Annotated in this window: 22 protein-coding genes; 15 read left to right on the top strand and 7 right to left on the bottom strand. The window is 33.0% G+C overall.

Going from position 1 to position 21,428, the window contains the following annotated elements:
- Window positions 1-2: 2 nt before the first annotated feature.
- Together RB619_RS05830 and RB619_RS05825 are read left to right on the top strand one after the other, a co-directional pair.
- Window positions 3-710 (top strand): hypothetical protein, encoded by a 708-nt coding sequence (locus RB619_RS05830; RefSeq protein WP_308095289.1) that lies wholly within the window; start codon window positions 3-5, stop codon window positions 708-710.
- A 140-nt stretch (window positions 711-850) separates the two neighbouring features.
- Window positions 851-1,870, top strand: a complete 1,020-nt coding sequence (locus RB619_RS05825) for a DUF481 domain-containing protein (RefSeq protein ID WP_308095287.1) — start codon at window positions 851-853, stop codon at window positions 1,868-1,870.
- Window positions 1,871-1,940: 70 nt separating this feature from the next.
- Here the strand turns inward: RB619_RS05825 and RB619_RS05820 are convergent, their stop codons facing one another.
- The 4 genes from RB619_RS05820 to RB619_RS05805 form a co-directional block, all read right to left on the bottom strand.
- Window positions 1,941-3,584 carry a hypothetical protein gene (locus RB619_RS05820; RefSeq protein WP_308095285.1) on the bottom strand — a complete coding sequence of 548 codons (1,644 nt, stop codon included), beginning with the start codon at window positions 3,582-3,584 and terminating at the stop codon, window positions 1,941-1,943.
- Window positions 3,585-3,590: 6 nt separating this feature from the next.
- Window positions 3,591-4,745, bottom strand: coding sequence for a hypothetical protein (locus RB619_RS05815; RefSeq protein ID WP_308095283.1), 1,155 nt, complete (start codon window positions 4,743-4,745; stop codon window positions 3,591-3,593).
- Window positions 4,746-5,031: 286 nt separating this feature from the next.
- Window positions 5,032-5,889, bottom strand: a complete 858-nt coding sequence (locus RB619_RS05810) for an MBL fold metallo-hydrolase (RefSeq protein ID WP_308095281.1) — start codon at window positions 5,887-5,889, stop codon at window positions 5,032-5,034.
- A gap of 83 nt (window positions 5,890-5,972) precedes the next feature.
- Window positions 5,973-6,893 (bottom strand): hypothetical protein, encoded by a 921-nt coding sequence (locus tag RB619_RS05805; protein ID WP_308095280.1) that lies wholly within the window; start codon window positions 6,891-6,893, stop codon window positions 5,973-5,975.
- 364 nt (window positions 6,894-7,257) lie between these two features.
- Between RB619_RS05805 and RB619_RS05800 the strand changes: the two genes are divergently transcribed.
- The 6 genes from RB619_RS05800 (at window position 7,258) to sufD (ending at window position 12,271) form a co-directional block, all read left to right on the top strand.
- Window positions 7,258-7,587 carry an iron-sulfur cluster assembly accessory protein gene (locus RB619_RS05800; protein WP_026727150.1) on the top strand — a complete coding sequence of 110 codons (330 nt, stop codon included), beginning with the start codon at window positions 7,258-7,260 and terminating at the stop codon, window positions 7,585-7,587.
- 84 nt (window positions 7,588-7,671) lie between these two features.
- Entirely contained in the window at window positions 7,672-9,120 is a 1,449-nt protein-coding gene (sufB, locus tag RB619_RS05795) for a Fe-S cluster assembly protein SufB (protein WP_308095276.1), read from the top strand.
- A gap of 7 nt (window positions 9,121-9,127) precedes the next feature.
- On the top strand, window positions 9,128-9,616 hold the full coding sequence (locus tag RB619_RS05790) for a flavodoxin family protein (RefSeq protein ID WP_035646320.1): 489 nt from the start codon (window positions 9,128-9,130) through the stop codon (window positions 9,614-9,616).
- Between the two features lie 11 nt (window positions 9,617-9,627).
- On the top strand, window positions 9,628-10,374 hold the full coding sequence (gene sufC / locus RB619_RS05785) for a Fe-S cluster assembly ATPase SufC (RefSeq protein ID WP_029271512.1): 747 nt from the start codon (window positions 9,628-9,630) through the stop codon (window positions 10,372-10,374).
- An 84-nt stretch (window positions 10,375-10,458) separates the two neighbouring features.
- A complete protein-coding gene (locus tag RB619_RS05780) occupies window positions 10,459-10,848 on the top strand; it encodes a four helix bundle protein (RefSeq protein ID WP_308095272.1) in 390 nt (129 codons plus the stop codon).
- A 106-nt stretch (window positions 10,849-10,954) separates the two neighbouring features.
- A complete protein-coding gene (sufD, locus tag RB619_RS05775; RefSeq protein ID WP_142450010.1) occupies window positions 10,955-12,271 on the top strand; it encodes a Fe-S cluster assembly protein SufD in 1,317 nt (438 codons plus the stop codon).
- Between the two features lie 106 nt (window positions 12,272-12,377).
- Here sufD and RB619_RS05770 read toward each other — a convergent pair whose 3' ends face one another.
- Window positions 12,378-13,727, bottom strand: coding sequence for a serine hydrolase (locus tag RB619_RS05770; protein WP_308095268.1), 1,350 nt, complete (start codon window positions 13,725-13,727; stop codon window positions 12,378-12,380).
- A 221-nt stretch (window positions 13,728-13,948) separates the two neighbouring features.
- Here RB619_RS05770 and RB619_RS05765 point away from each other — a divergent pair, with 221 nt between their 5' ends.
- The 7 genes from RB619_RS05765 to RB619_RS05735 all read left to right on the top strand — a co-directional run bounded on the left by RB619_RS05765 (window position 13,949) and on the right by RB619_RS05735 (window position 18,680).
- The gene (locus RB619_RS05765; protein ID WP_308095266.1) at window positions 13,949-15,163 is read left to right on the top strand and encodes a cysteine desulfurase; all 1,215 of its coding nucleotides are present in this window, start codon (window positions 13,949-13,951) and stop codon (window positions 15,161-15,163) included.
- A gap of 11 nt (window positions 15,164-15,174) precedes the next feature.
- Window positions 15,175-15,600, top strand: coding sequence for a hypothetical protein (locus tag RB619_RS05760; RefSeq protein ID WP_308095265.1), 426 nt, complete (start codon window positions 15,175-15,177; stop codon window positions 15,598-15,600).
- Window positions 15,601-15,602: 2 nt separating this feature from the next.
- Window positions 15,603-16,028 (top strand): SufE family protein, encoded by a 426-nt coding sequence (locus tag RB619_RS05755; protein ID WP_308095263.1) that lies wholly within the window; start codon window positions 15,603-15,605, stop codon window positions 16,026-16,028.
- A gap of 172 nt (window positions 16,029-16,200) precedes the next feature.
- Window positions 16,201-16,611, top strand: coding sequence for a GxxExxY protein (locus RB619_RS05750; protein ID WP_308095261.1), 411 nt, complete (start codon window positions 16,201-16,203; stop codon window positions 16,609-16,611).
- A gap of 122 nt (window positions 16,612-16,733) precedes the next feature.
- Window positions 16,734-17,057 (top strand): SUF system Fe-S cluster assembly protein, encoded by a 324-nt coding sequence (locus RB619_RS05745; protein WP_012023258.1) that lies wholly within the window; start codon window positions 16,734-16,736, stop codon window positions 17,055-17,057.
- 83 nt (window positions 17,058-17,140) lie between these two features.
- The gene (locus RB619_RS05740; RefSeq protein WP_308095258.1) at window positions 17,141-17,650 is read left to right on the top strand and encodes a DUF2480 family protein; all 510 of its coding nucleotides are present in this window, start codon (window positions 17,141-17,143) and stop codon (window positions 17,648-17,650) included.
- Window positions 17,651-17,729: 79 nt separating this feature from the next.
- Entirely contained in the window at window positions 17,730-18,680 is a 951-nt protein-coding gene (locus RB619_RS05735) for a DUF3078 domain-containing protein (protein ID WP_308095256.1), read from the top strand.
- Window positions 18,681-18,852: 172 nt separating this feature from the next.
- Here RB619_RS05735 and hflX read toward each other — a convergent pair whose 3' ends face one another.
- Window positions 18,853-20,088 carry a GTPase HflX gene (gene hflX, locus RB619_RS05730; RefSeq protein WP_308095254.1) on the bottom strand — a complete coding sequence of 412 codons (1,236 nt, stop codon included), beginning with the start codon at window positions 20,086-20,088 and terminating at the stop codon, window positions 18,853-18,855.
- A gap of 148 nt (window positions 20,089-20,236) precedes the next feature.
- Window positions 20,237-21,103, bottom strand: coding sequence for a hypothetical protein (locus RB619_RS05725; RefSeq protein WP_308095252.1), 867 nt, complete (start codon window positions 21,101-21,103; stop codon window positions 20,237-20,239).
- Window positions 21,104-21,428: the final 325 nt, after the last annotated feature.

The following is a 21,428-nucleotide window of genomic DNA, read 5'->3' as shown; positions in this document are numbered from 1 at the left end:
AAATGAAGAATTTTATATATCTCTCAATTATCAGCTTAGTTTTTATTTCTTGCGGAGGTGGTTCAGATGATCCGGATACACCAACACCTAACCCGCCATCAGCAAACACAGCTCCAACTGTTCCAACGCTAGTTGGTCCGGTTGATAATAAATTATGTCTAGACAATACTGTTTCGTTCCAATGGAATAGAGCCACAGATACAGAAAACGATGCAATAACGTATCAAATACAAGTTGCAAAAGACAATGCTTTCTCGCAAATTGAAAAAACTTTTGATGGTGCAGACAACACGGCTTCTTTTGTATTAAGCAAAAACACTGCTTATTACTGGAGAATAAAAGCAACAGATGCTAAGGGTCTTGCAAGTGCTTATTCGTCTACTTTCAAATTTTATACTTCTGGAGATGCCGTGGTAAATCATCTTCCATTTGCGCCAGATTTAGTTGCGCCAGTTTTAAATGCTGCTTTAAATGCTGGAACTGTTTCTTTAAAATGGACAGCTTCTGACGTTGATGCTACTGATGTTCTAACGTATGATATTTATTTTGGAACAACTAATCCACCAACAGCAAAAATTAGCGAAAACAAATCTGAAAAAATGCTTGATACTGCAATCGAATCTGGCAAACAATATTTCTGGAGAGTTGTCGCGAAAGATGGCAAAGGAGGTGAAACTATTGGCCAAGTTTGGAAATTTAAAACCAACTAGAATTTCAAAAAATTGAATTAGTAAAAAGATCCCATTTTCGATAAACTGAAAATGGGATTTTTTTTATAATGCTTCTTTAGTTTTCATTTTTATTTCTAACTTTAATCTTACAAGTTGATTGCCAAAGAAATAAAACCAATATGAAGAAAATCATACTTCTATTTTTTCTTTTATTTTTCTTCAAAACTAGTGCGCAGACTTCTGACACATTGGTTCTAAAAAACAATGACATTCTTGTTGGTAAAATAAAAATGATGAATAAAGGTGTTGTACAAATCGAAACCGATTACAGCAAAGATGACTTTAAACTGGAATGGAAACATGTAAAAAACATAGGATCAGAAAGAATTCATATTATAAGTCTGACCAACGGTGTTTTACTGAATGGAAAAATATCGAATGTAAAGGCTCCCAACAAATGCGAAATTACTAACATAGAAACGCAGACCAAATCTATAGTTGATCTGACAGATATTGTATACATTAAACCTGTTGATGAAAGCTTTTGGGACAGACTCGATGCCAGTTTTGATGTGGGAATAAAATTGACTAAAGCGCAAAACTTACAGCAATTAACGGTAAACGTAAATTTAGGATATACTGCAAAACGTTGGTACGGAACCGCAATGTACAAACAAATCCAGTCCGTTCAGGATGATAGCGATCCCATTCGCAGGATTGATACAGAGTTGAGCTATGTTCATTTACTCCCGAAAGATTATTTTGTACCACTTTCAGTTACCACTTTATCTAATACCGAGCAAGATATCGAATTGCGTATCCTTTCAAAAGCAGGATTCGGAAAATATCTTATGCACAGCAATAAAAAATATTGGGGAGTTGCCTCAGGATTATCTTTTAACCACGAACGTTTTACAGAAACTACAGAAGCCAATAAAAGTTTGGAGCTTTTTATTGGAACCGATTTTAACTTGTATGATATTGGCGATTTCAGCATACAAACAAAAGCTACTGTTTTTCCAAGTATTACAGAAAGCAAAAGGGTTCGTACCGATTTTTCTTTAGACACAAAATACGATTTGCCTTTAGACTTCTTTATCAAGCTGTCGTTTGTTTACAATTATGACAATAAGCCAAAACCGGGAGCTTCAAAAGACGATTATGTTTTCCAGACTACCTTTGGCTGGAAATTAGATTAAAAAACTTTAGAATAAAAAAAGGGCTGTCAAAATTGACAGCCCTTTCTTCAAATTGTAATTAAACAGTAAATTATGAGTTACCACATAATTTAGTGTAATCGTCGAACATTTTGATGTACGTTTCTTTGTTTTCAAAATCGTAATCTCCTTTGTCAATACCCTCAATCATTTTAGGGCAATCAGAGAAATATTCTTTTAATGCTTTTCTTCTTCCTAAGAAAACTGGAGGCAAGAAGAACTCATCTTCAATTGATTTTTTCAAAGTATAAGCATCTTGTGGGAAGAACTCATGATATAAAGAAACTTTTCCTCCTTTTTTAACTTCTTCGAACATTGAGTATCTTTTTGAGCTTGTTTCTTGTTTGTTCATGTCAAATGAAACCAAAGAAACTCCTCTTCCTGTTTTACCTACAATGTACATTCTTCCTTCTTCATCCTTGATGTTAACCACTTTTTTCAAGTTAGTTCTTTCAGGTTTTTTCTGTCCTTCAATATAAATGTAAACGCTGCTTTTTTCAGAACCAATACCATCCATCATAGATCTTAATCCAGATACTGTTTGCTCTGTTCTTAAATCTACCAATTCAGGATAATCACTTATAATTCTAACTTTACCTTTCCAAACTTTTGAATCTGTATCTAAAACTTCACCTGGAAATTCTGCATATCTAAACGCTGTTGGCGCTTTTTTGTATGATGCTAAAACAGGTTCTTGAGGTATAGCTTCGATAGTAAATGTCTTTTCAGTAAGTTTTTTGTATTTTTCAATATCCTCAACCAAAGTCGACATGTATGGATAATCATTTCTCATACCCAAAAAGCTTTTTTCATTTTCTTTTATTCCTGGTAAATATTTTGAAGCTTCTTCAACATTTCCTAAAAGGATATAAGTAGCTGCTAAGTTGTAGTTAGCACTAAATCTAATTTGTTTTGCTAAATCTTCATCATCTTTATCTTGAAAATTTACAAGATCTTTCCAGAATTTTTGAGCTTCTCCAAACAAATCTGCCCAGTTTTGTCTGTCTACATCAACTAATGTTGGCATTACTTGAAGCGACTGATTGTATTCTTCTATATTGAAAGTAGATTTTGATTTTTTCTTCTTTTCAATATCAGAATATCTCATTTTTGTGATTTTTGGTCCGTACAAATAGAAACCTTCAAATTCCTCAATCATGCTGTAGAAATTGTCAGTCAAAATTTTATACGTCAAATTCTCATAAGTCTCTGTTGGGTTTGTAACATACATACAAACTTTAGGAGTTGTATATCTTTTATAGATTACTTTTCCCGCTTTATCTGTAATTTCCAAATTAGACTCTAAACCAATATAATAAGCTGGTGCTTTTTGGTAGTACGTCTGTACATATTCTTCATCGTTTACAAGTTCAAAACGAGTCAAGTTGTATTTTACTTTAAACTCACCTTCTTTTTGTTTTTTCAATCCTGAAATCGAAAAAGCTTCGTAAAACTTCTCTGAAGAGTAAGGCGCTTTTTTGTTATTCATACTACTTTCCAAACCTGGTGCAAGATTCAAAATCATTTCATATGATTTGTAATTTCCGTATTCAGGATTTGTTGGAGGCACAGGACCTCTTAAATTTAGTGGATTACTTATAGTAGCTTTACCAAACCAACCAGTAGATTGACCACTAGCAATTTGATTGATACCTGTAAGCATTAACAATAAAACAACTTGTGTAATTTTTTTCATAGTATATTATTTAAGAACTGGATTATGCGTAGTATTCGTTTTCGCCGCTTTAAAACTTGCAATTAATTTATTCGCTTTTTCAATTATTGCTTTTCCATCATTTTTGTCATAATCATTCTCGATTAATTTTTCAGATTCAACAATAGCTTTATCTGGCTGATCTAACATTAAGTAAATAACAGCTAAATTAAAGTAAGCTGAATATCTCATTTTTCGAGATGCTTTATTGTCCTCCGTATATTTTGTTTTCAATGAATCAAAATACTCAATTAAAGGTTGCATATTAGATTTCAAGTCATCTATTGGCTCATCAGCTTTCATGGTAGCAAATAAAGCTTTCACAGCCTGAATTGCTTCAATTTGTGTTTTTCCTTCATCACTTTTAGCATCTAAAATCCAAAGAATTTCATTGTCGCTTTTAGCTCTATAACCATAAGTTGAATTAACATTATAACTGAAAGTGCTCAATGAATTATCTGAAAAACTTCTCAGCATTTGATCACGAATAGCGCCTTTATTGATATAAAAATCTTTTAATGCAGCTGATGAAGTTTCATATTCTGAAGATTTATACTCCAATTCTCCATTAAAGCTCAAGTTAAAACCTTCCGTTGCTGCAGCAACTACTGATGCTGAAGTGGTATCTTTTTTGATTATGGCATTTTTCAAAAATCTGTTTGTTGTTGGTGGTGCTTCTGCTGGTTTTGCCAGCTCAACCGGCTTTGCAACTACAGCTACTGGAGTAACTGGTCCTTTTACCTTAGCATAACCTCTAGTTGCGTATTTTGCTGTAACAAAATGGAAATCTCTTCTGCTGATTACTTTACCATCTTTATCTTTTTTCTCCTCGGTTCTTACTCCTGGAGTAGCTCCTTTTTCAACAAAATCTTCTAGATTAAGTTCAATTTGTACAGTACCGCCGCTCTCTACTTTTTTCCAGCCAGCGATATGAATTTTATCATTAAGAGTAGCCGGATCAACGTAAGATTGTATTGCGCCTCCACATTTTACTGTTGAAGAATAAGTTCTTTTTTCATAAGGAACTCCTTCTTTAGGAAGAATTTGATAATTCACATTAAAATAAAAACGATCCAAATCTACTTTTTGTGCTTTTACGCCAAAAAAAGACATGAACAAAACGAAAAGTATTGCTTTTTTCATAGGTTAAGTATTAATAAATTTTGATGCACAAACCTATTTATAATATTTCTAAAAAGCAACTTTATATGACTATCAATTGAAGAATATTGTGTTAAATTTCACACATACTAAAACTTTGAGGCAATGACACTTGTAAGAATTTACCTTGCTAAAACCATATTCAAAAATTAACCAAAAATAACTTACTATGGAGCTATGTCGCTACAGACTTTTCTTAGTTAAAAAACAATAAAAAACTCCTGCTCTTTCGATTCAAAAAGCAGGAGTTTTACTTTTATAAAATAGTTTAAAAAATATCTTCGCAAGTATATACTTCTTTCAAACGAACTCCTTTTTCTGTGTGCTCAACCGTTATAATTTGGTTATGAGCATCATGTTCTAAAAATAAATAATAATTCTGATCAGCCGCCGAGTTCAGTAGTTTTGCTTTTTCAGGCATTGTTAATAATGGTCGTGTGTCATAACCCATTACATACGGAAGCGGAATATGTCCGGCTGTCGCCAATAAATCAGCACAAAAGACAATTGTTTTGCCTTTATATTTAATATGCGGAATCATTTGTTTTTCGGTATGGCCATCAACATAAAAAATATCAAAACCAAGTTCATTCGAAAAACCAAAACCATTTCCTGGCCTTTCAACAAAATTCAATTGTCCGCTTTCCTGCATCGGCAAAATATTTTCTGCTAAAAAAGAAGCTTTTTCTCTTGGATTTGGTTTTGTTGCCCATTCCCAATGATTTTCATTCGTCCAGAATTTTGCATTTTTAAAAGCGGGTTCATAACCCGTTTTATCTGAGTTCCATTGAACACTTCCTCCACAATGATCAAAATGCAGATGCGTCATAAAAACATCAGTTATATCATCTCGGTGAAAACCATACTTTGCCAATGATTTATCGATAGAATGCGAACCCCAAAGTGAATAATAACCAAAAAATTTCTCTGATTGCTTGTCTCCCATTCCGGTATCAATCAAAATCAAGCGGTTTTCATCTTCAATCAGAAGACAACGCGCTGCAATATCAATTAAATTATTAGCATCGGCAGGATTGGTTTTGTTCCAGATTGTTTTAGGAACAACGCCAAACATTGCGCCACCATCTAACTTAAAATTTCCAGATTCTATTGGGTAAAGTTTCATAAAAAATAATTTCTAGTAAAGAAACAAAGCTAGCAATTCCTGCTGCTTTAAACTAAAAATTCTTTTTAAAACTTTTGCAAAAACTATTCTAAAGTAATCGAAGAACTGCCCATTATTTCTTGTTTGTCGAAGAAGTTGACAAAATATGTTCCTTTTTTGAACTTCGCTAATTCATCATTTAAAACACCATAAACATTGGCCATTTTGCCTTGATAATCAACCCCAACTAAAAAGCTGTAAACTAACGCCTTGTCATTGCCAAATTCGATTAGCCTGTTCTCTCCTAACACCGTATTTTTTTGATCTAAAACCTGAACGTAATAGACTCTTTTTCCTGTTTTTGCAGCCGAATTTCCGTTAACAGAAAAACTAATTTTGAGTTTATCTGTATTTTTTGCTTTTGTAGTTTCTTGCTCTTTTCCAGAACTTTTTTCGTTTAGAGCCGTCACTTTAAAATTCCCCAAAGAAAGTCTTGAAGCATCTTTTAGGGTAGATTCCAGTTTTCTCTGTTTTGATATTAATGTATCATTTTCGGCCTTTTGCTTGTACATGACAACATTTTGGCTTTCAATTTCATTTAACAGATTTTTATTCTGGGATTTTAATTTTTTAATCTCAGCTATTTTCGTGTCTAATGTAACTTTCAGATCTGAAAGCTGTTTTCGATAAATTTTAATCTGTTCGCCCGATGGATTTTTAGAAGCTTTAATGATTTCCATCAAATTTTCAATATTCTTTTTTTCTAATTCCAACTCTTGAGAAAGCGCTGTTTTTTCGAAAATAGCAACATCATAAGCTAATTTCAAATTATTCAAAGAATCTAATATATTTTCCTGATCAATTGACTCTGAAACAGGGTCAACGATTTCTAATTTGGAGGCAGAAGACTGATCAATCACGTCATTTGGCTCGTTGCTAAAAATCAAGTAGGTCGCTCCAACGCCAAAAATAAAAATTACTGCAAAAAGTGCTTTGATCCAGCTATCTTTGTAATTTTTTTTCATAATTACTCATAATTTTCTGCAAAAATAATACAAATTTAAAACTACAAGCAGGTAAAACTACGGGATTTTAACTCTTTTATAGTGTTTTTAATGATTTGATAACAAGCGAATTAATTTTTTGTAAGTTTCTTTTTATTTCCTAAAAAAACGCACCATTCTAAAAGATTTTTAAGCAACAAAATAACTTCTATCTATTTTAACATTTGTTATAATAATGTGAACCGTTATGGAAAAAGGTTTTTAAGTCGTATCTTTGCAGACAATTTCATTTCAACATTGACAGACAGCACTTTAAAATGTAATAATTTAATTACTTTTTAATAAATATTAAAGGAATGTTGAAAAGATAAATACCATAAAAACAATGATAAAAGTTTCTGATACAGCCAAAAAGAAAATCATCGATTTGATGACAGACGATGGTTTTGATGCCGCTCACGATTACGTACGTGTTGGAGTGAAAAGTGGCGGATGCTCTGGTTTGTCATACGATTTAAAATTTGACAAAACCAAAGGAGATGATGACAAAATTTTCGTAGATAATGATATCCAAATAGCAGTTGAAAAAAAATCATTCCTTTATTTAGCCGGAACAATTCTTGAATTTTCAGGCGGATTAAACGGAAAAGGATTTGTTTTCAACAATCCAAATGCAAGCAGAACTTGCGGATGCGGAGAATCATTCTCTCTTTAGTCAAAAGCCGAAAGTCGTAAAGTCATAAAGACTAAATTGACTTCAAACTTTGGACTTTAAAACTACTTAGACAATAAAAAAATAATGAGCAAATACACAGAAGACGATTTAAAAATCGAACTCGAAACTAAAGAATACGAATACGGATTTTACACCAATATAGAATCTGAGACGTTTCCTATTGGCTTAAACGAAGATATCGTGAGAGCTATTTCTCTTAAAAAAGAAGAACCTGAATGGATGACCGAATGGCGCATCGAGGCTTTCCGTGCCTGGAAAGAAATGATCGAGCCAGAATGGGCAAATGTTCGTTACGAAAAACCAGACTTTCAGGCGATTTCTTATTATTCAGCTCCAAAACAAGTAGATCCTAATAAAACTTTGGATGATGTAGATCCGGAATTGTTAGAAATGTACAAAAAACTTGGAATTTCTGTTGATGAACAAAAAATGATGAACAATGTCGCTATGGATATTGTGGTCGATTCTGTTTCTGTAGCTACAACTTTCAAGAAAACATTGGCAGAAAAAGGAATTATTTTTTGTCCAATTTCTGAAGCTATCAAAGAACATCCTGAATTAGTAAAAAAATATTTAGGAACTGTTGTACCTCAAAAAGACAATTTCTATGCAGCGTTAAACTCAGCCGTTTTCTCTGATGGAAGTTTCTGTTATATTCCAAAAGGCGTTAAATGCCCAATGGAACTTTCAACTTATTTCAGAATCAATCAAGCAGGAACTGGACAATTCGAAAGAACTTTGGTAATTGCAGATGAAGGAAGTTACGTTTCTTACCTTGAAGGGTGTACAGCACCAAGCCGTGATGAAAACCAATTACACGCTGCTGTGGTTGAATTGATCGCTTTGGATGATGCTGAAATTAAATATTCTACCGTTCAAAACTGGTTCCCTGGAAACAAAGAAGGAAAAGGTGGAGTTTTCAACTTTGTAACGAAAAGAGGTTTATGCGAAACAAACGCTAAAATTTCTTGGACACAAGTTGAAACTGGTTCTGCAGTAACTTGGAAATATCCTTCTTGTGTACTTAAAGGAGATAATTCGGTTGGAGAATTCTATTCAATCGCTGTAACCAATAATTACCAGCAAGCTGATACGGGAACTAAAATGATCCATTTAGGTAAAAACACTAAATCGACTATTATTTCTAAAGGTATTTCGGCTGGAAAATCACAAAACAGTTACCGTGGTTTAGTGCAAATCTCGCCAAGAGCAGAGAATGCAAGAAACTTTTCGCAATGTGATTCATTATTAATGGGTAACAATTGTGGTGCGCATACTTTCCCTTATATTGAAAGTAAAAATCCATCGGCTAAAATTGAGCACGAAGCAACTACAAGTAAAATTGGAGAAGACCAAGTTTTTTATTGCAACCAAAGAGGTATCCCGACTGAAAAAGCGATTGCCTTAATTGTAAACGGTTTCAGTAAAGATGTATTGAACAAATTGCCAATGGAATTTGCTGTTGAAGCTCAAAAATTATTAGAGATTTCTTTAGAAGGTTCTGTAGGATAATTTGACGATGGAAAATAAAAAAGTCATCATTTTAGGTTCTTCAAGAAAAAACGGAAACACAACTAAAATTGTGGATGAAATTTCTAAGGAGCATCACATCGATGTAGTGAATCTAAGTGATTACAATATTTCGTATTACGATTACGAAAGCAAAAATATAGACGATGATTTTCTTCCTTTAATAAGAAGAATATTGGAAGAATATGACACTTTACTTTTTGCAACGCCGGTTTATTGGTACAATATGAGCGGTATTATGAAGGTCTTTTTCGATAGGATTTCAGATTTGATCCGAATTGAAAAAGAAACCGGAAGAAAACTAAGAGGAAAGAAAATTGGAGTGATTACAAATTCACACGATAATGAAATCGAAGATAGTTTTTACATCCCGTTTCAAAAATCAGCCGATTATTTAGGCATGGAATATTTAGGACATGCGCATTTTAATGCCAACATCCTAAACCAACAAACAAAAATAGAATTGACATTTATATAAAATAAAAAACAATGTTATCAATAAAAAACCTTCACGCCTCAATTGGTGATAAAGAAATCCTGAAAGGAATTAATATAGAAGTTAAAGCTGGCGAAGTACACGCTATCATGGGACCAAACGGTTCTGGAAAAAGTACACTTTCTGCTGTTATCGCAGGAAACGAAAACTACGAAGTTACAGATGGAGAGGTAATTCTTGACGGAGAAGATCTTGCTGATTTAGCTCCTGAAGAAAGAGCGCATAAAGGTGTTTTTCTTTCGTTTCAATATCCTGTAGAAATTCCTGGAGTTAGCGTAACTAACTTTATGAAAACGGCGATCAACGAAACTCGTAAAGCAAACGGACAAGAAGAAATGCCGGCAAACGAAATGTTGAAAGTAATTCGTGAGAAATCGGAATTATTAGAAATTGACCGTAAATTTTTATCTCGTTCTTTAAATGAAGGTTTTTCCGGAGGAGAGAAAAAAAGAAACGAAATTTTCCAAATGGCAATGTTAGAGCCAAAATTAGCAATCCTTGACGAAACAGATTCTGGTCTTGATATCGACGCTTTAAGAATTGTGGCTAACGGAGTGAACAAATTAAAAAGCGACAAAAACGCTATTATCGTTATCACGCATTACCAACGTTTGTTAGATTATATCGTTCCTGATTTCGTTCACGTTCTTTACAACGGAAGAATCGTAAAATCTGGCGGAAAAGAATTGGCATACGAGCTAGAAGAAAAAGGATACGACTGGATCAAAGCAGAGAACTAAAATTTGTTTCAGGTTTCATGTTTTTTTAGTTTCAAGTTAATTTACATTTTGTAAGTTTAAACTTAAAATTATTAAACAGGAATTATGGCTACAATAACTCGATTTGAGGATTTAGAAATCTGGAAAGAAGCTCGACGATTAGCAAAAGAAATTCATCTCATTGCAGTTCATACAGACTTAAGATCAGATCTCAGATTCAAAAATCAAATAAAAGATTCTTCGGGTTCTGTAATGGACAATATTGCAGAAGGTTTTGAAAGAGATGGAAATTTAGAGTTTCGACAATTTTTATCTATCGCAAAAGGTTCCGCCGGAGAAACAAGATCTCAGCTATATCGCGTTTTTGATTTTGAATATATTTCAGAAGAGAAATTCGAAGCTTTAAAAAAGGATTATGAAAATTTAAGCGGTAAAATAAAAAACTTTATCACTTACTTAAATAAAAAAGATTTCAAAGGGAATAAGTTTCATTAGAAAAACATGAAACAAAAACCTGAAACAAAATGGATTTCAAAGGAATTAAGTTCCAACAGGCAACCTGAAACTTGAAACCTGAAACACCGAAGGAAACAAAAGAACAATGGATTTAAAAGAAAAATTAGTATCGTCTTTTATGGCTTTTGAAGAGCGTGTCGATGTACATTCAGATTTACATGACATACGCACAAATGCTTTAAAAAACTTCGAAAATAAAGGTTTCCCAACCAAAAAAGAAGAAGCTTGGAAATATACATCGCTAAATGCCATCTTAAAAAATGACTTTACGGTTTTTCCAAAGCAGGAAAATGCAATCGAATTTAATCAGGTAAAAAAATACTTTTTACACGAAATTGATACTTACAAATTAGTATTTATCGACGGTGTTTTCAGTTCGCATTTGTCTTCTACAACGCATGACGGAATCGATGTTTGTTTGATGTCATCGGCATTGACCAAACCAAAATATAAAATGGTTATTGATACGTATTTCAACCAAATTGCAAGTAAAGATGACAGTTTGACTTCATTGAATACTGCTTTTGCAATGGAAGGTGCATTTATCAATATTCCGAAGAAAAAAGTGGCTGACAAACCAATCGAGATTATGTATTTCTCAACTGGAAACGAATCGGCTTTAATGGTTCAGCCAAGAAATTTGGTTATTGTGGGCGAAAATTCACATGTTCAGATTATTGAGCGTCACCAAAGTTTGAATGAAAATCCGGTTTTAACCAATTCGGTTACAGAGATTTTTGCTCAAAAACGTGCCATTGTTGATTACTACAAAATTCAAAACGACAATAGTGAAGCCAATTTAATTGACAACACTTACGTTTCGCAACAACAGGAAAGTCATGCTTATGTACACACTTTCTCTTTTGGTGGAAATTTAACTCGTAACAACTTAAACTTTTACCATTTCGGAGAAAGATTGACAAGTACGTTAAACGGAATTTCAATTTTGAATGATAAACAACACGTTGATCATTATACTTTGGTAAACCACGCAACACCAAACTGCGAAAGTTTCCAGGATTATAAAGGAATTTTTTCTGATCGCTCAACTGGAGTTTTCAACGGAAAAGTTTTGGTAGAAAAAGAAGCTCAAAAAACAAATGCTTTCCAAAAAAGCAACAATATTTTATTGAGTGACAAAGCTACAATCAATGCAAAACCACAATTAGAGATTTTTGCTGATGACGTAAAATGTTCTCACGGTTGTACAGTTGGACAATTGGATGAAACAGCAATGTTCTACATGCAGTCTCGTGGTATTCCTCAAAAAGAAGCTAAAGCTTTATTGATGTACGCATTCTCAAATGCTGTTATCGAAAGCATTAAAATACCGGAATTAAAACAAAGAATTACTAAAATCATTGCCATGAAATTGGGTGTGAATTTAGGATTTGATTTGTAGATGATTTAACCGCAAAGAGCGCAAAGAATTACGCAAGGTTCGCAAAGTTTTTATATAAGCTTTGCGAACTTTGCGCTTTTATACCTTGCGTTCTTTGCGGTTAAGTCTACTTCCCAACAGAAGCAATAACTTCTTTCAAAAACCCATTAAAATCAAATCCAGGTTCTTCTTCCTTCACTCCCATTCTCACTATTACCATATCCAAAGACGGAATAATCGCCACCATTTGACCTTGGTAACCACTGCAATAAAACATATCACGAGGAACATCAGGAAATTTTCCTCCTGCGTTTAGCCAAAATTGCGCTCCATATTTTCCCTCAGAAGTATTGGTTGGTGTTGCTGTGTATTTTACCCAGCTTTCATCTAAAATTTGTTCGCCATTCCAGTTTCCTTTATGAAGATACAATAATCCAAATTTTGACCAATCTCTTGGTGTAGCCCATCCGTAAGATGAACCTACGAAAGTTCCTGACATATCTTGTTCGACAATCATCGAGTTCATTCCGATTTTGTCGATTACAGCGCTGTACCAAAAATCAAGATATTCTTGTTGGGTTTTAAATTGACCTCTCAAAATTCTCGATAATAAGTTTGTCGTTCCTGACGAATAATACCAATGTGTGTTTGGTTTATATTTTGCTGGTTTGTCCATTTGCACTTTTCCCATATCTTCAGACTGAAAAAGCATTTGAGTCGCATCACAAATTGTGCTGTAGTTTTCTTCCCATTCTAAACCAGAATTCATGTGAAGCAAATCATTCACAGTAATATTTTTGCGTTCGTCATTTTGCCATTCTTTGATTGGCGCGGGTTTATTAATATCAATTTTTCCTTGTTTCGCTAAAACGCCAAAGGCCGAACTGGTGATACTTTTTGTCATCGACCAACCCAGAATTTTACTGTCTTTATTGAATCCCGTATCATATTTTTCGCCGATTAATTTGTCTTTGTATAAAACGACAACGGCGCGCGTGCGTTTTGCTTTTCCGCCATCTTTATCAAATGAGTCATCAATTGCTTTTTTTAGTTTTGCGTAATCCACATTCGCGAAAGCGGTATCTTTTGGTTCGTTATTTCCATATGGAAAAGGAAGATTATTAACCAATTTTGTTCTTTTTGGAAGCAAATACGGTTTCGAAATATCATAATCGTCATTAATTAATAAAGCACCCAAACCATCTCTGTAAATCGCTTTTCTCTCTTTCAAACCGTAAACTGCCGATGTCGCAAATTTTCCCGCATCATCAATAGAGTTTGTCGCAAGATCTAATAAATGAATATCATTATCAGTTTTTTGGATTAAATCCAGTGATCGATGATCCATAAAATGTCCAGATGCGACACTTTTAGCAGAAAAACCGGAAATCAAATCCAATTTCGGATACGTTGTAAATCCGAAATACAAGAAAGCAAGAACCAAAACAAGCGCCAATACTTTGAGAAACTTTTTCATAATGATGTTAGATATTTTTAATGCAATATAAATAATTTATGTTCACGTTTTTAGAACTCAAATTACAAATACAATTCGGATACTGCAGAAAACCTTGTCAATTTTTAAGGATTCAGCATTTACGCCTTGTAACAATGGCATCATAAAAGGAAATTATAGAATTGCCGTGGAAACAAATTTAGTTTTAGTACTTTTGTAAATAGATTTTTTCTAAATAAGACATGCTAGATATTCAAAAAATAAGAGCTGATTTTCCTATACTTTCGCAAACTGTAAACGGAAAACCTTTAGTATATTTCGACAACGGAGCTACTTCGCAAAAACCGCAAATCGTGATTGATGCTGAAGTAAAATATTATCAGGAAATAAACGCCAATATTCACCGTGGTGTTCACACTTTAAGCCAATTAGCGACTGATGCTTACGAGGTTTCTCGTGGCAAAGTGAAAGATCATATCAATGCAAAACATGCGCACGAAGTCCTTTTTACTTCGGGAACGACACACGGAATCAACTTGGTGACAAACGGTTTTGCTTCTGTTTTAAAACCGGGCGACGAAGTAATTGTTTCTTCATTAGAGCATCATAGTAATATTGTGCCTTGGCAAATGTTATGCGAAAAAACCGGAGCTACTTTAAAAGTAATTCCGATGAACGAAAACGGCGAATTGATTTTGGAAGAATTTGATAAGCTTCTTTCAGAGAAAACAAAAGTCGTTACGGTAAATCATATTTCAAACGCACTCGGAATCATCAATCCGATTAAATATATTATTGATAAAGCACATGCTGTTGGTTCTGCAGTTTTGATTGACGGCGCACAGGCTGTTCCGCATTTAAAACCAAATGTTCAGGAATTGGATTGCGATTTTTATGCTTTTTCAGGACATAAAATGTGCGGTCCAACTGGAACTGGAATTTTATACGGAAAAGAAGAATGGTTAAATAAACTTCCTCCTTATCAAGGTGGTGGCGAGATGATCAAAGAAGTGACTTTCGAAAAAACAACTTACGCTGATCTTCCGCATAAATTTGAAGCTGGAACTCCAAATATCGCTGGCGGAATTGTTTTAGGAACTGCTATCGATTATTTGAACAATATTGGTTTCGACAATATTCAGGAATACGAACACGAACTTTTAGAATACGCGACAAAACGTTTATTAGAAATTGAAGGTTTGAGAATCTATGGAACCGGAAAAAATAAAGCATCGGTAGTTTCGTTTAATATTGATGGAATTCATCCTTATGATATTGGTTCGATTATCGACAAATTAGGAATTGCAGTTAGAACCGGTCACCATTGTGCACAACCTATTATGAATTTCTTCTGTATTCCGGGAACGATTCGTGCTTCTTTTTCTTTCTATAATACAAAAGAAGAAATCGATCAAATGGTTGAAGCCGTTAAGAAAGCGCAAACAATGCTAAGCTAAAAAACACTTTTATGAGAATATTATCTTTATTGCTCTTAACTATTTTTATTGGAACGAGCTGTTCTAGTCAAAAAAAAGCCGACATGACTTCAGCACAAATTGAATATTCAGCAGTTTCCAGAGGAGTTTTTAAAAAGATAATTGTTCAAAATAAAATAGCAACAGTTACAAACAGCAGAAATGCTGAACCTGTAGAAAAGAAAATTGACGAAACAAAATGGAAACAAATTGTAGCTGAATTTTCAAAAGTGAATTTAGATAATATTCCAAATTTAAAAGCTCCGACAGAAAAACGTTTTTATGACGGTGCCGCAATTGGAAATTTAAAAATAACTCAAAATCAAAAAACCTACGAAACAAAAGGCTTCGACAATGGTTTTCCTCCAAAGGAAATAGAAAAACTGGTAAATTTGCTGGTTGATTTTGCTAAAGAATAATTATGACAATTAAAGAAATACAAAACGAAATAATAGACGAATTTTCAATGTTCGACGACTGGATGCAACGTTATGAATACATCATCGAACTAGGAAAAACGCTTCCGCTAATAAAAGAAGAATACAAAACCGATGAAAATTTAATCAAAGGTTGCCAATCGAAAGTTTGGTTGCAAGGTGAGCAAAACGATGATAAAATTGTTTTCACAGCAGACAGCGATGCTATTTTGACTAAAGGAATAATCGCAATTTTAATTCGCGCTTTCTCCAACCAAAAAGCATCTGATATCATAAATGCAGATACTGATTTTATTGACGAAATTGGATTAAAAGAACATTTATCAGCAACACGCGCCAACGGATTGGTTTCGATGATCAAAAACATCAAAATGTACGCTTTGGCTTTTGATGCAAAAAACAAAAATTAGAAAATTTTAAACCATATAAGTTATATAAGAAAATTTAAGTATTACGCCTAAATTAATTGTGTTGATAAGCATAAGAAATATAAGTACCTATTTAAATGAACTTATATAGTGAAAAATAAATATTGTAAGCTTTATCTTTCTTTTTTATTTCTTATTATTGCTAAAAAAGCAGATGATGACAAAGAAATATTTGACGGATTTAATTTATCAAGTTAACGGAGCGGCGATTGAAGTTCATAAAAGTATTGGGTCGGGACTTTTAGAAAGTATTTATCATCAATGTATGATTAAGGAATTATCATTACGAGGAATTAATTTCAAATCTGAGTTAGTGATTCCTGTGGAATACAAAGGATTAGAATTAGAGTCAGATTTAAGATGTGATTTGTTTATTGAGAATTGTTTAGTTCTAGAATTAAAATCAGTCGATCAAATTATACCGATTCATGTTGCAAAACTGATGTCTTATATGAAACTTTTAAAATCACCAATAGGTTTAATGATAAACTTCAACGTAACAAATATTTATCAAGAAGGACAAAAAACATACGTCAACGAATTATACCGCTGGCTAGAAGATTAAAAACAAAATTAAATTTAAAACCATATAAGTAATATACGAAATTATAAGCGCTGTTATCCACACAGTAAACACAATGTTTAAATGAACCTATATAACTTATATGGTGGAAAAAATAAAAAACAATGGAACAAGAAATAGACACAAATGAATTAGGAGAATCAATCGTAAGAGTTTTAAAAGGAATTTACGATCCTGAAATCCCTGTTGATATTTATGAATTAGGATTAATTTACGACGTAATGGTTAATACTGATTATGAAGTAAAAATCTTAATGACATTAACATCTCCAAACTGCCCGGTAGCAGAAAGTTTACCAAGAGAAGTAGAAGAAAAAGTAAAAACTATCGAAAACATCAAAGATGTTGACGTAGAAATCACTTTCGATCCACCTTGGAGCAAAGATTTAATGAGCGAAGAAGCGAAGTTAGAATTAGGAATGCTTTAATAAAAAGTGTTCAGTATTTAGTTTTTTAGTGGTCAGTTATTAGCTGAACACTAAAAAACTGAACACTGCTTACTACAAAAATCATGGAAGAAATCATCAATAAAGTTGCCAATAGTGCTTTAGAAGTTTTTGATCTTGAGGATTATTATCCAAAAGGAATGCGTGTTCAGATTGACATTTCGCAATGGCTTTTGGAAGGATTTTTATTGAAGGAAAAAGACTTTAGAGAACATTTAAAAAATCACGATTGGTCGCAATATCAAGATCAATATGTAGCTGTACATTGCAGTACAGATGCTATTGTTCCGGCATGGGCATTGATTTTAGTAAGTGTTCATTTAGCGCCTTTTGCTAAAAAAGTAGTTAACGGAACTATTGAGGATCTTGACGCTAGTTTGTACGAAGAAATCTTAAAAAATATAGATTATTCAGCGTACAAAAACAAAGCTGTTATTGTGAAAGGATGTTCAAGAAAACCTGTTCCTATGCGTGCTTATATTTTAGCAACAACCTATTTACAGCCATTTGCAAGAAGCATAATGTATGGCGAAGCTTGCTCTGCAGTACCTTTATATAAAGAATCTAAGAAATAACCTGCTATTACAATCAATTAACACTTAAGCTTTTATCGGTTTTTAGTATATTTGTTTATATACTTCTAAACTAAAAACCATGAGAAAGCTAACCTTATTACTTTTCGTTTTAGTAAATTTCACATTTGTACAAGCCCAAAATTCTGAAAAAGAATTAATCACAAACACTGAAAAAGCAGTAAAAAAAATTAACGACACCATCGAAGGCGAAGGCTGGAAAACAAAAGGAACAGTCTCGCTTTTATTAAATCAATCGAGTTTTAACAACTGGATTGCCGGTGGAGAAGACAGCTTTTCAGGAACTTTAGGAATCAATTACGACTTCAATTATAAAAAAGACGACGTAACTTGGGACAATAAAATCCTTGCATCATATGGACTTCTGCAAACCAAAAATGATGACTTCACAAAAAAAACCGATGACCGTTTAGAATTCAACTCGATAGTCGGAAAAAAAGCTTTTGGGCAATGGTACTACTCTTACTTCCTCAATTTTAGAACGCAGTTTTCTACAGGTTACATTTATGGTCAGGATCCTAACGGAAAACAAATCAGGACGGAACAAACTAAATTTATGTCCCCAGGTTATCTTACTACGGGTCCAGGTATTTATTGGACAAAAGATGCCAATTTAAAAATAAATTTTGCGCCTCTAACCTCAAAATTCACTTTTGTAGACAACGCCTATACAACTGGAATCGATAGGTTTACAGGACTTCCTTATGTTGATGGTGCTTATTTTGGAGTTGATGAAGGCAAAAGCATGCGTTACGAACTGGGTTTCTATGCATCGGTTTATTACAAACTAGCTATTATGACCAACGTAACAGCCGAAAACACTTTAAATTTATATTCTAATTATCTTGAAGATCCACAAAATGTCGACATCGATTATTCCTTAAATATTGTGATGAAAGTAAATAAATTTTTATCAGCCAATTTATCTTTCCAAGCTATTTATGACGATAATGCTTTTGAAGGATTACAAACCAGAGAAGTTTTTGGTTTAGGAGTTAACTTCGGATTTTAATTTGAAATTGTAAACCGCTTATATTTTAACGCAAAGAACGCTAAGTTTTTTATAAATTAGATTTTATATAAACACAAAGTTCGCAAAGCTGTATGTAGATTTAGCTTTGCGAACTTTGTGTTTTGTAAAGACATTTTAAATATAATCTTCGCGTTCTTTGCGTTAAATTAATTTATTCCTGCTCCTCTTCTTTTTCGATTGCATCTTTATAATCTGGATACAAAAACTTATTGTACGGAAATCTCGTGATATGAATTTGACGAACAGCTTCATAAACCATTTCTCTAAATTCCTCAAAATTTTGTTTTTGTGTCGCCGAAATAAACAATGTTTTATCATGACCAACATTGCTCATCCAGGTTTGCTTCCATTCGTCTAGCGTCCAGTGTTTTCTGGTTTTCTCTGTAATCAAATCATCTTCCTCTATTGTCAAATGTTTGTAGGCATCAATTTTATTAAAAACCATAATAACCGGCTTTTCATGTGCTTTAATATCCTGCAAAATCTGGTTCACAGATTCAATATGATCTTCAAAATCTGGATGCGAAATATCCACGACATGCAAAAGCAAATCGGCTTCACGAACCTCATCTAATGTACTTTTAAAAGAATCTACCAATTGTGTTGGCAATTTTCTAATAAATCCAACCGTATCTGAAAGCAAAAATGGCAAGTTTTTAATTACCACTTTTCGAACTGTTGTATCTAAAGTCGCAAACAATTTATTCTCAACAAAAACTTCACTTTTACCAACAGCATTCATCAAAGTCGATTTCCCAACGTTTGTATATCCAACCAAAGCTACTCGAACCATTGCACCGCGATTGCTTCGTTGAATACTCATTTGTTTGTCAATCGTTTTGATTTTATCTTTCAATAACGAAATTCGGTCACGCACAATACGTCTGTCCGTTTCAATCTCCGTTTCACCAGGTCCACGCATACCAATACCCCCTTTTTGACGCTCAAGGTGTGTCCATAAACCGGAAAGTCTTGGTAATAAATAGATACACTGCGCAAGTTCAACCTGAGTTCGTGCATAAGAAGTTTCGGCTCTTTGCGCAAAAATATCTAAGATTAAGTTGGTTCTGTCTAAGATTTTTGCATCAATAATTCTTGAAATATTTTTTTGTTGTGAAGGTGTTAATTCATCATCAAAAATAACTGTCGATATTCCGTTTTCTTTTACAAAAAGATTGATTTCGTCTATTTTTCCCGTACCCACAAAAGTCTTCGGATTCGGGCGTTCCATTTTTTGCGAAAAGCGTTTAATAACTTCACCTCCAGCGGTAAAAGTCAAAAACTCTAATTCGTCTAAATATTCGTGAAGTTTTTCCTCACTTTGACTTTGAGTTACGATACCAACAATGGCCGTTTTCTCAAAATTTATAACTTCTTTCTCTAACATATCTTAAAATAAGCTACAAATTTAATCATTTGTAAACTACTTACAATTATAGAATTCCAATTTTAAATTCGATTTAAAAAAATAAACCATTTATAAATCAGGCACAAAACCTAATTTATAAATGGCATTAAAATTTATTCTAAACAATTTATTCGTAAATAAATGTTGATTCTGTTTTTACAATTCCGTTTTCTTCAATTTGAGAACATGAAATTGGGAAGTTCAGTTTGTTGTATTTGTACTTTCTGCTTACGGCAACTAATGCAGTAGATGACGGACTAAAATTCATTTCGTTATTATAAGAAATCGATTCAAAAGCAAATTCTTCTTCATGATACGAAATCATTGGTACAATAATCTTATAATTGTCACCAAAAAGATTCTGAACAATTAATTGATCAACCGACTTTTTATCATCATAAGTGAATGATTTTGAGATTTTATCTCCAACCAAACCTTTATGCTTTGAAACATTATCGTTTACATAAACGTATTCGATTTTACCAATAATCTGCTTGTTTCTATCGCGCGAAGTACGTCTCACAATAATTCCGTTTTCAACAATATATTCAATATCATCAACTAAATTTTGGTGATTTGTACTTTTTTTAGTCGTTACTTTTACTCTAGCTCCTTCGTAAAAAAACGTTACCACTTTTGTAATATAATCTGGTCCTTCTTGATATTTTTTTACAAATTTGATGATATTGTTATCGGCATTATACGTGTAGTTTACAATTTCTTTCCAGTCACTTCCTATTTTATCTTTTACGGTCATGTCCAGAAGGCCATTTTTATTATACGAAAAATGCTGTACAACATCTGAAGTCGTAATGGTTTGAACTTTACCATCTTTAAATACAAACGTTTTGTTTACAATTTCACCATCTTTCGAGTTTTGGTAATTGGTTTTTACAACGTTGATTTGCTTTAATTTAACCGCATCGGGCTGATCCTGGCTGTGCATCAGGAATGGAGATACCATCATCAAGATGGCGATAAAGTAGGTTTTCATTTTGTTTTTGTATTGATTTGGGATGACCAAAATACAAAATTCTGACAAATTCTAATCGTTTAAAATCTCAAAATTTGTAACCAATAAAATTATAAGCTAAAAACCAGAAAAACTTGACTGAATTTTACAAAATAAAATCCCCTACTTTTCACCATAAAATTTAAACTCCTTTTCTAAAATTTATTATAGTGTATTTCATTTTATATTCGATTATTTACACAATCATCTTATAAAAATTTAAATAAACTATATCTTACTTTTTTTGATTGCAATATAGGTTTTTTATTACAATATATCATTTTTTTATTGAGATCTTTATACTATT

Origin of the sequence: Flavobacterium sp. LHD-80 (assembly GCF_030929605.1) — a bacterium.
Taxonomy (GTDB): domain Bacteria; phylum Bacteroidota; class Bacteroidia; order Flavobacteriales; family Flavobacteriaceae; genus Flavobacterium.
Note: the sequence above shows the minus strand (reverse complement) of the source record. Positions and strands in the feature narration are given on the sequence as shown.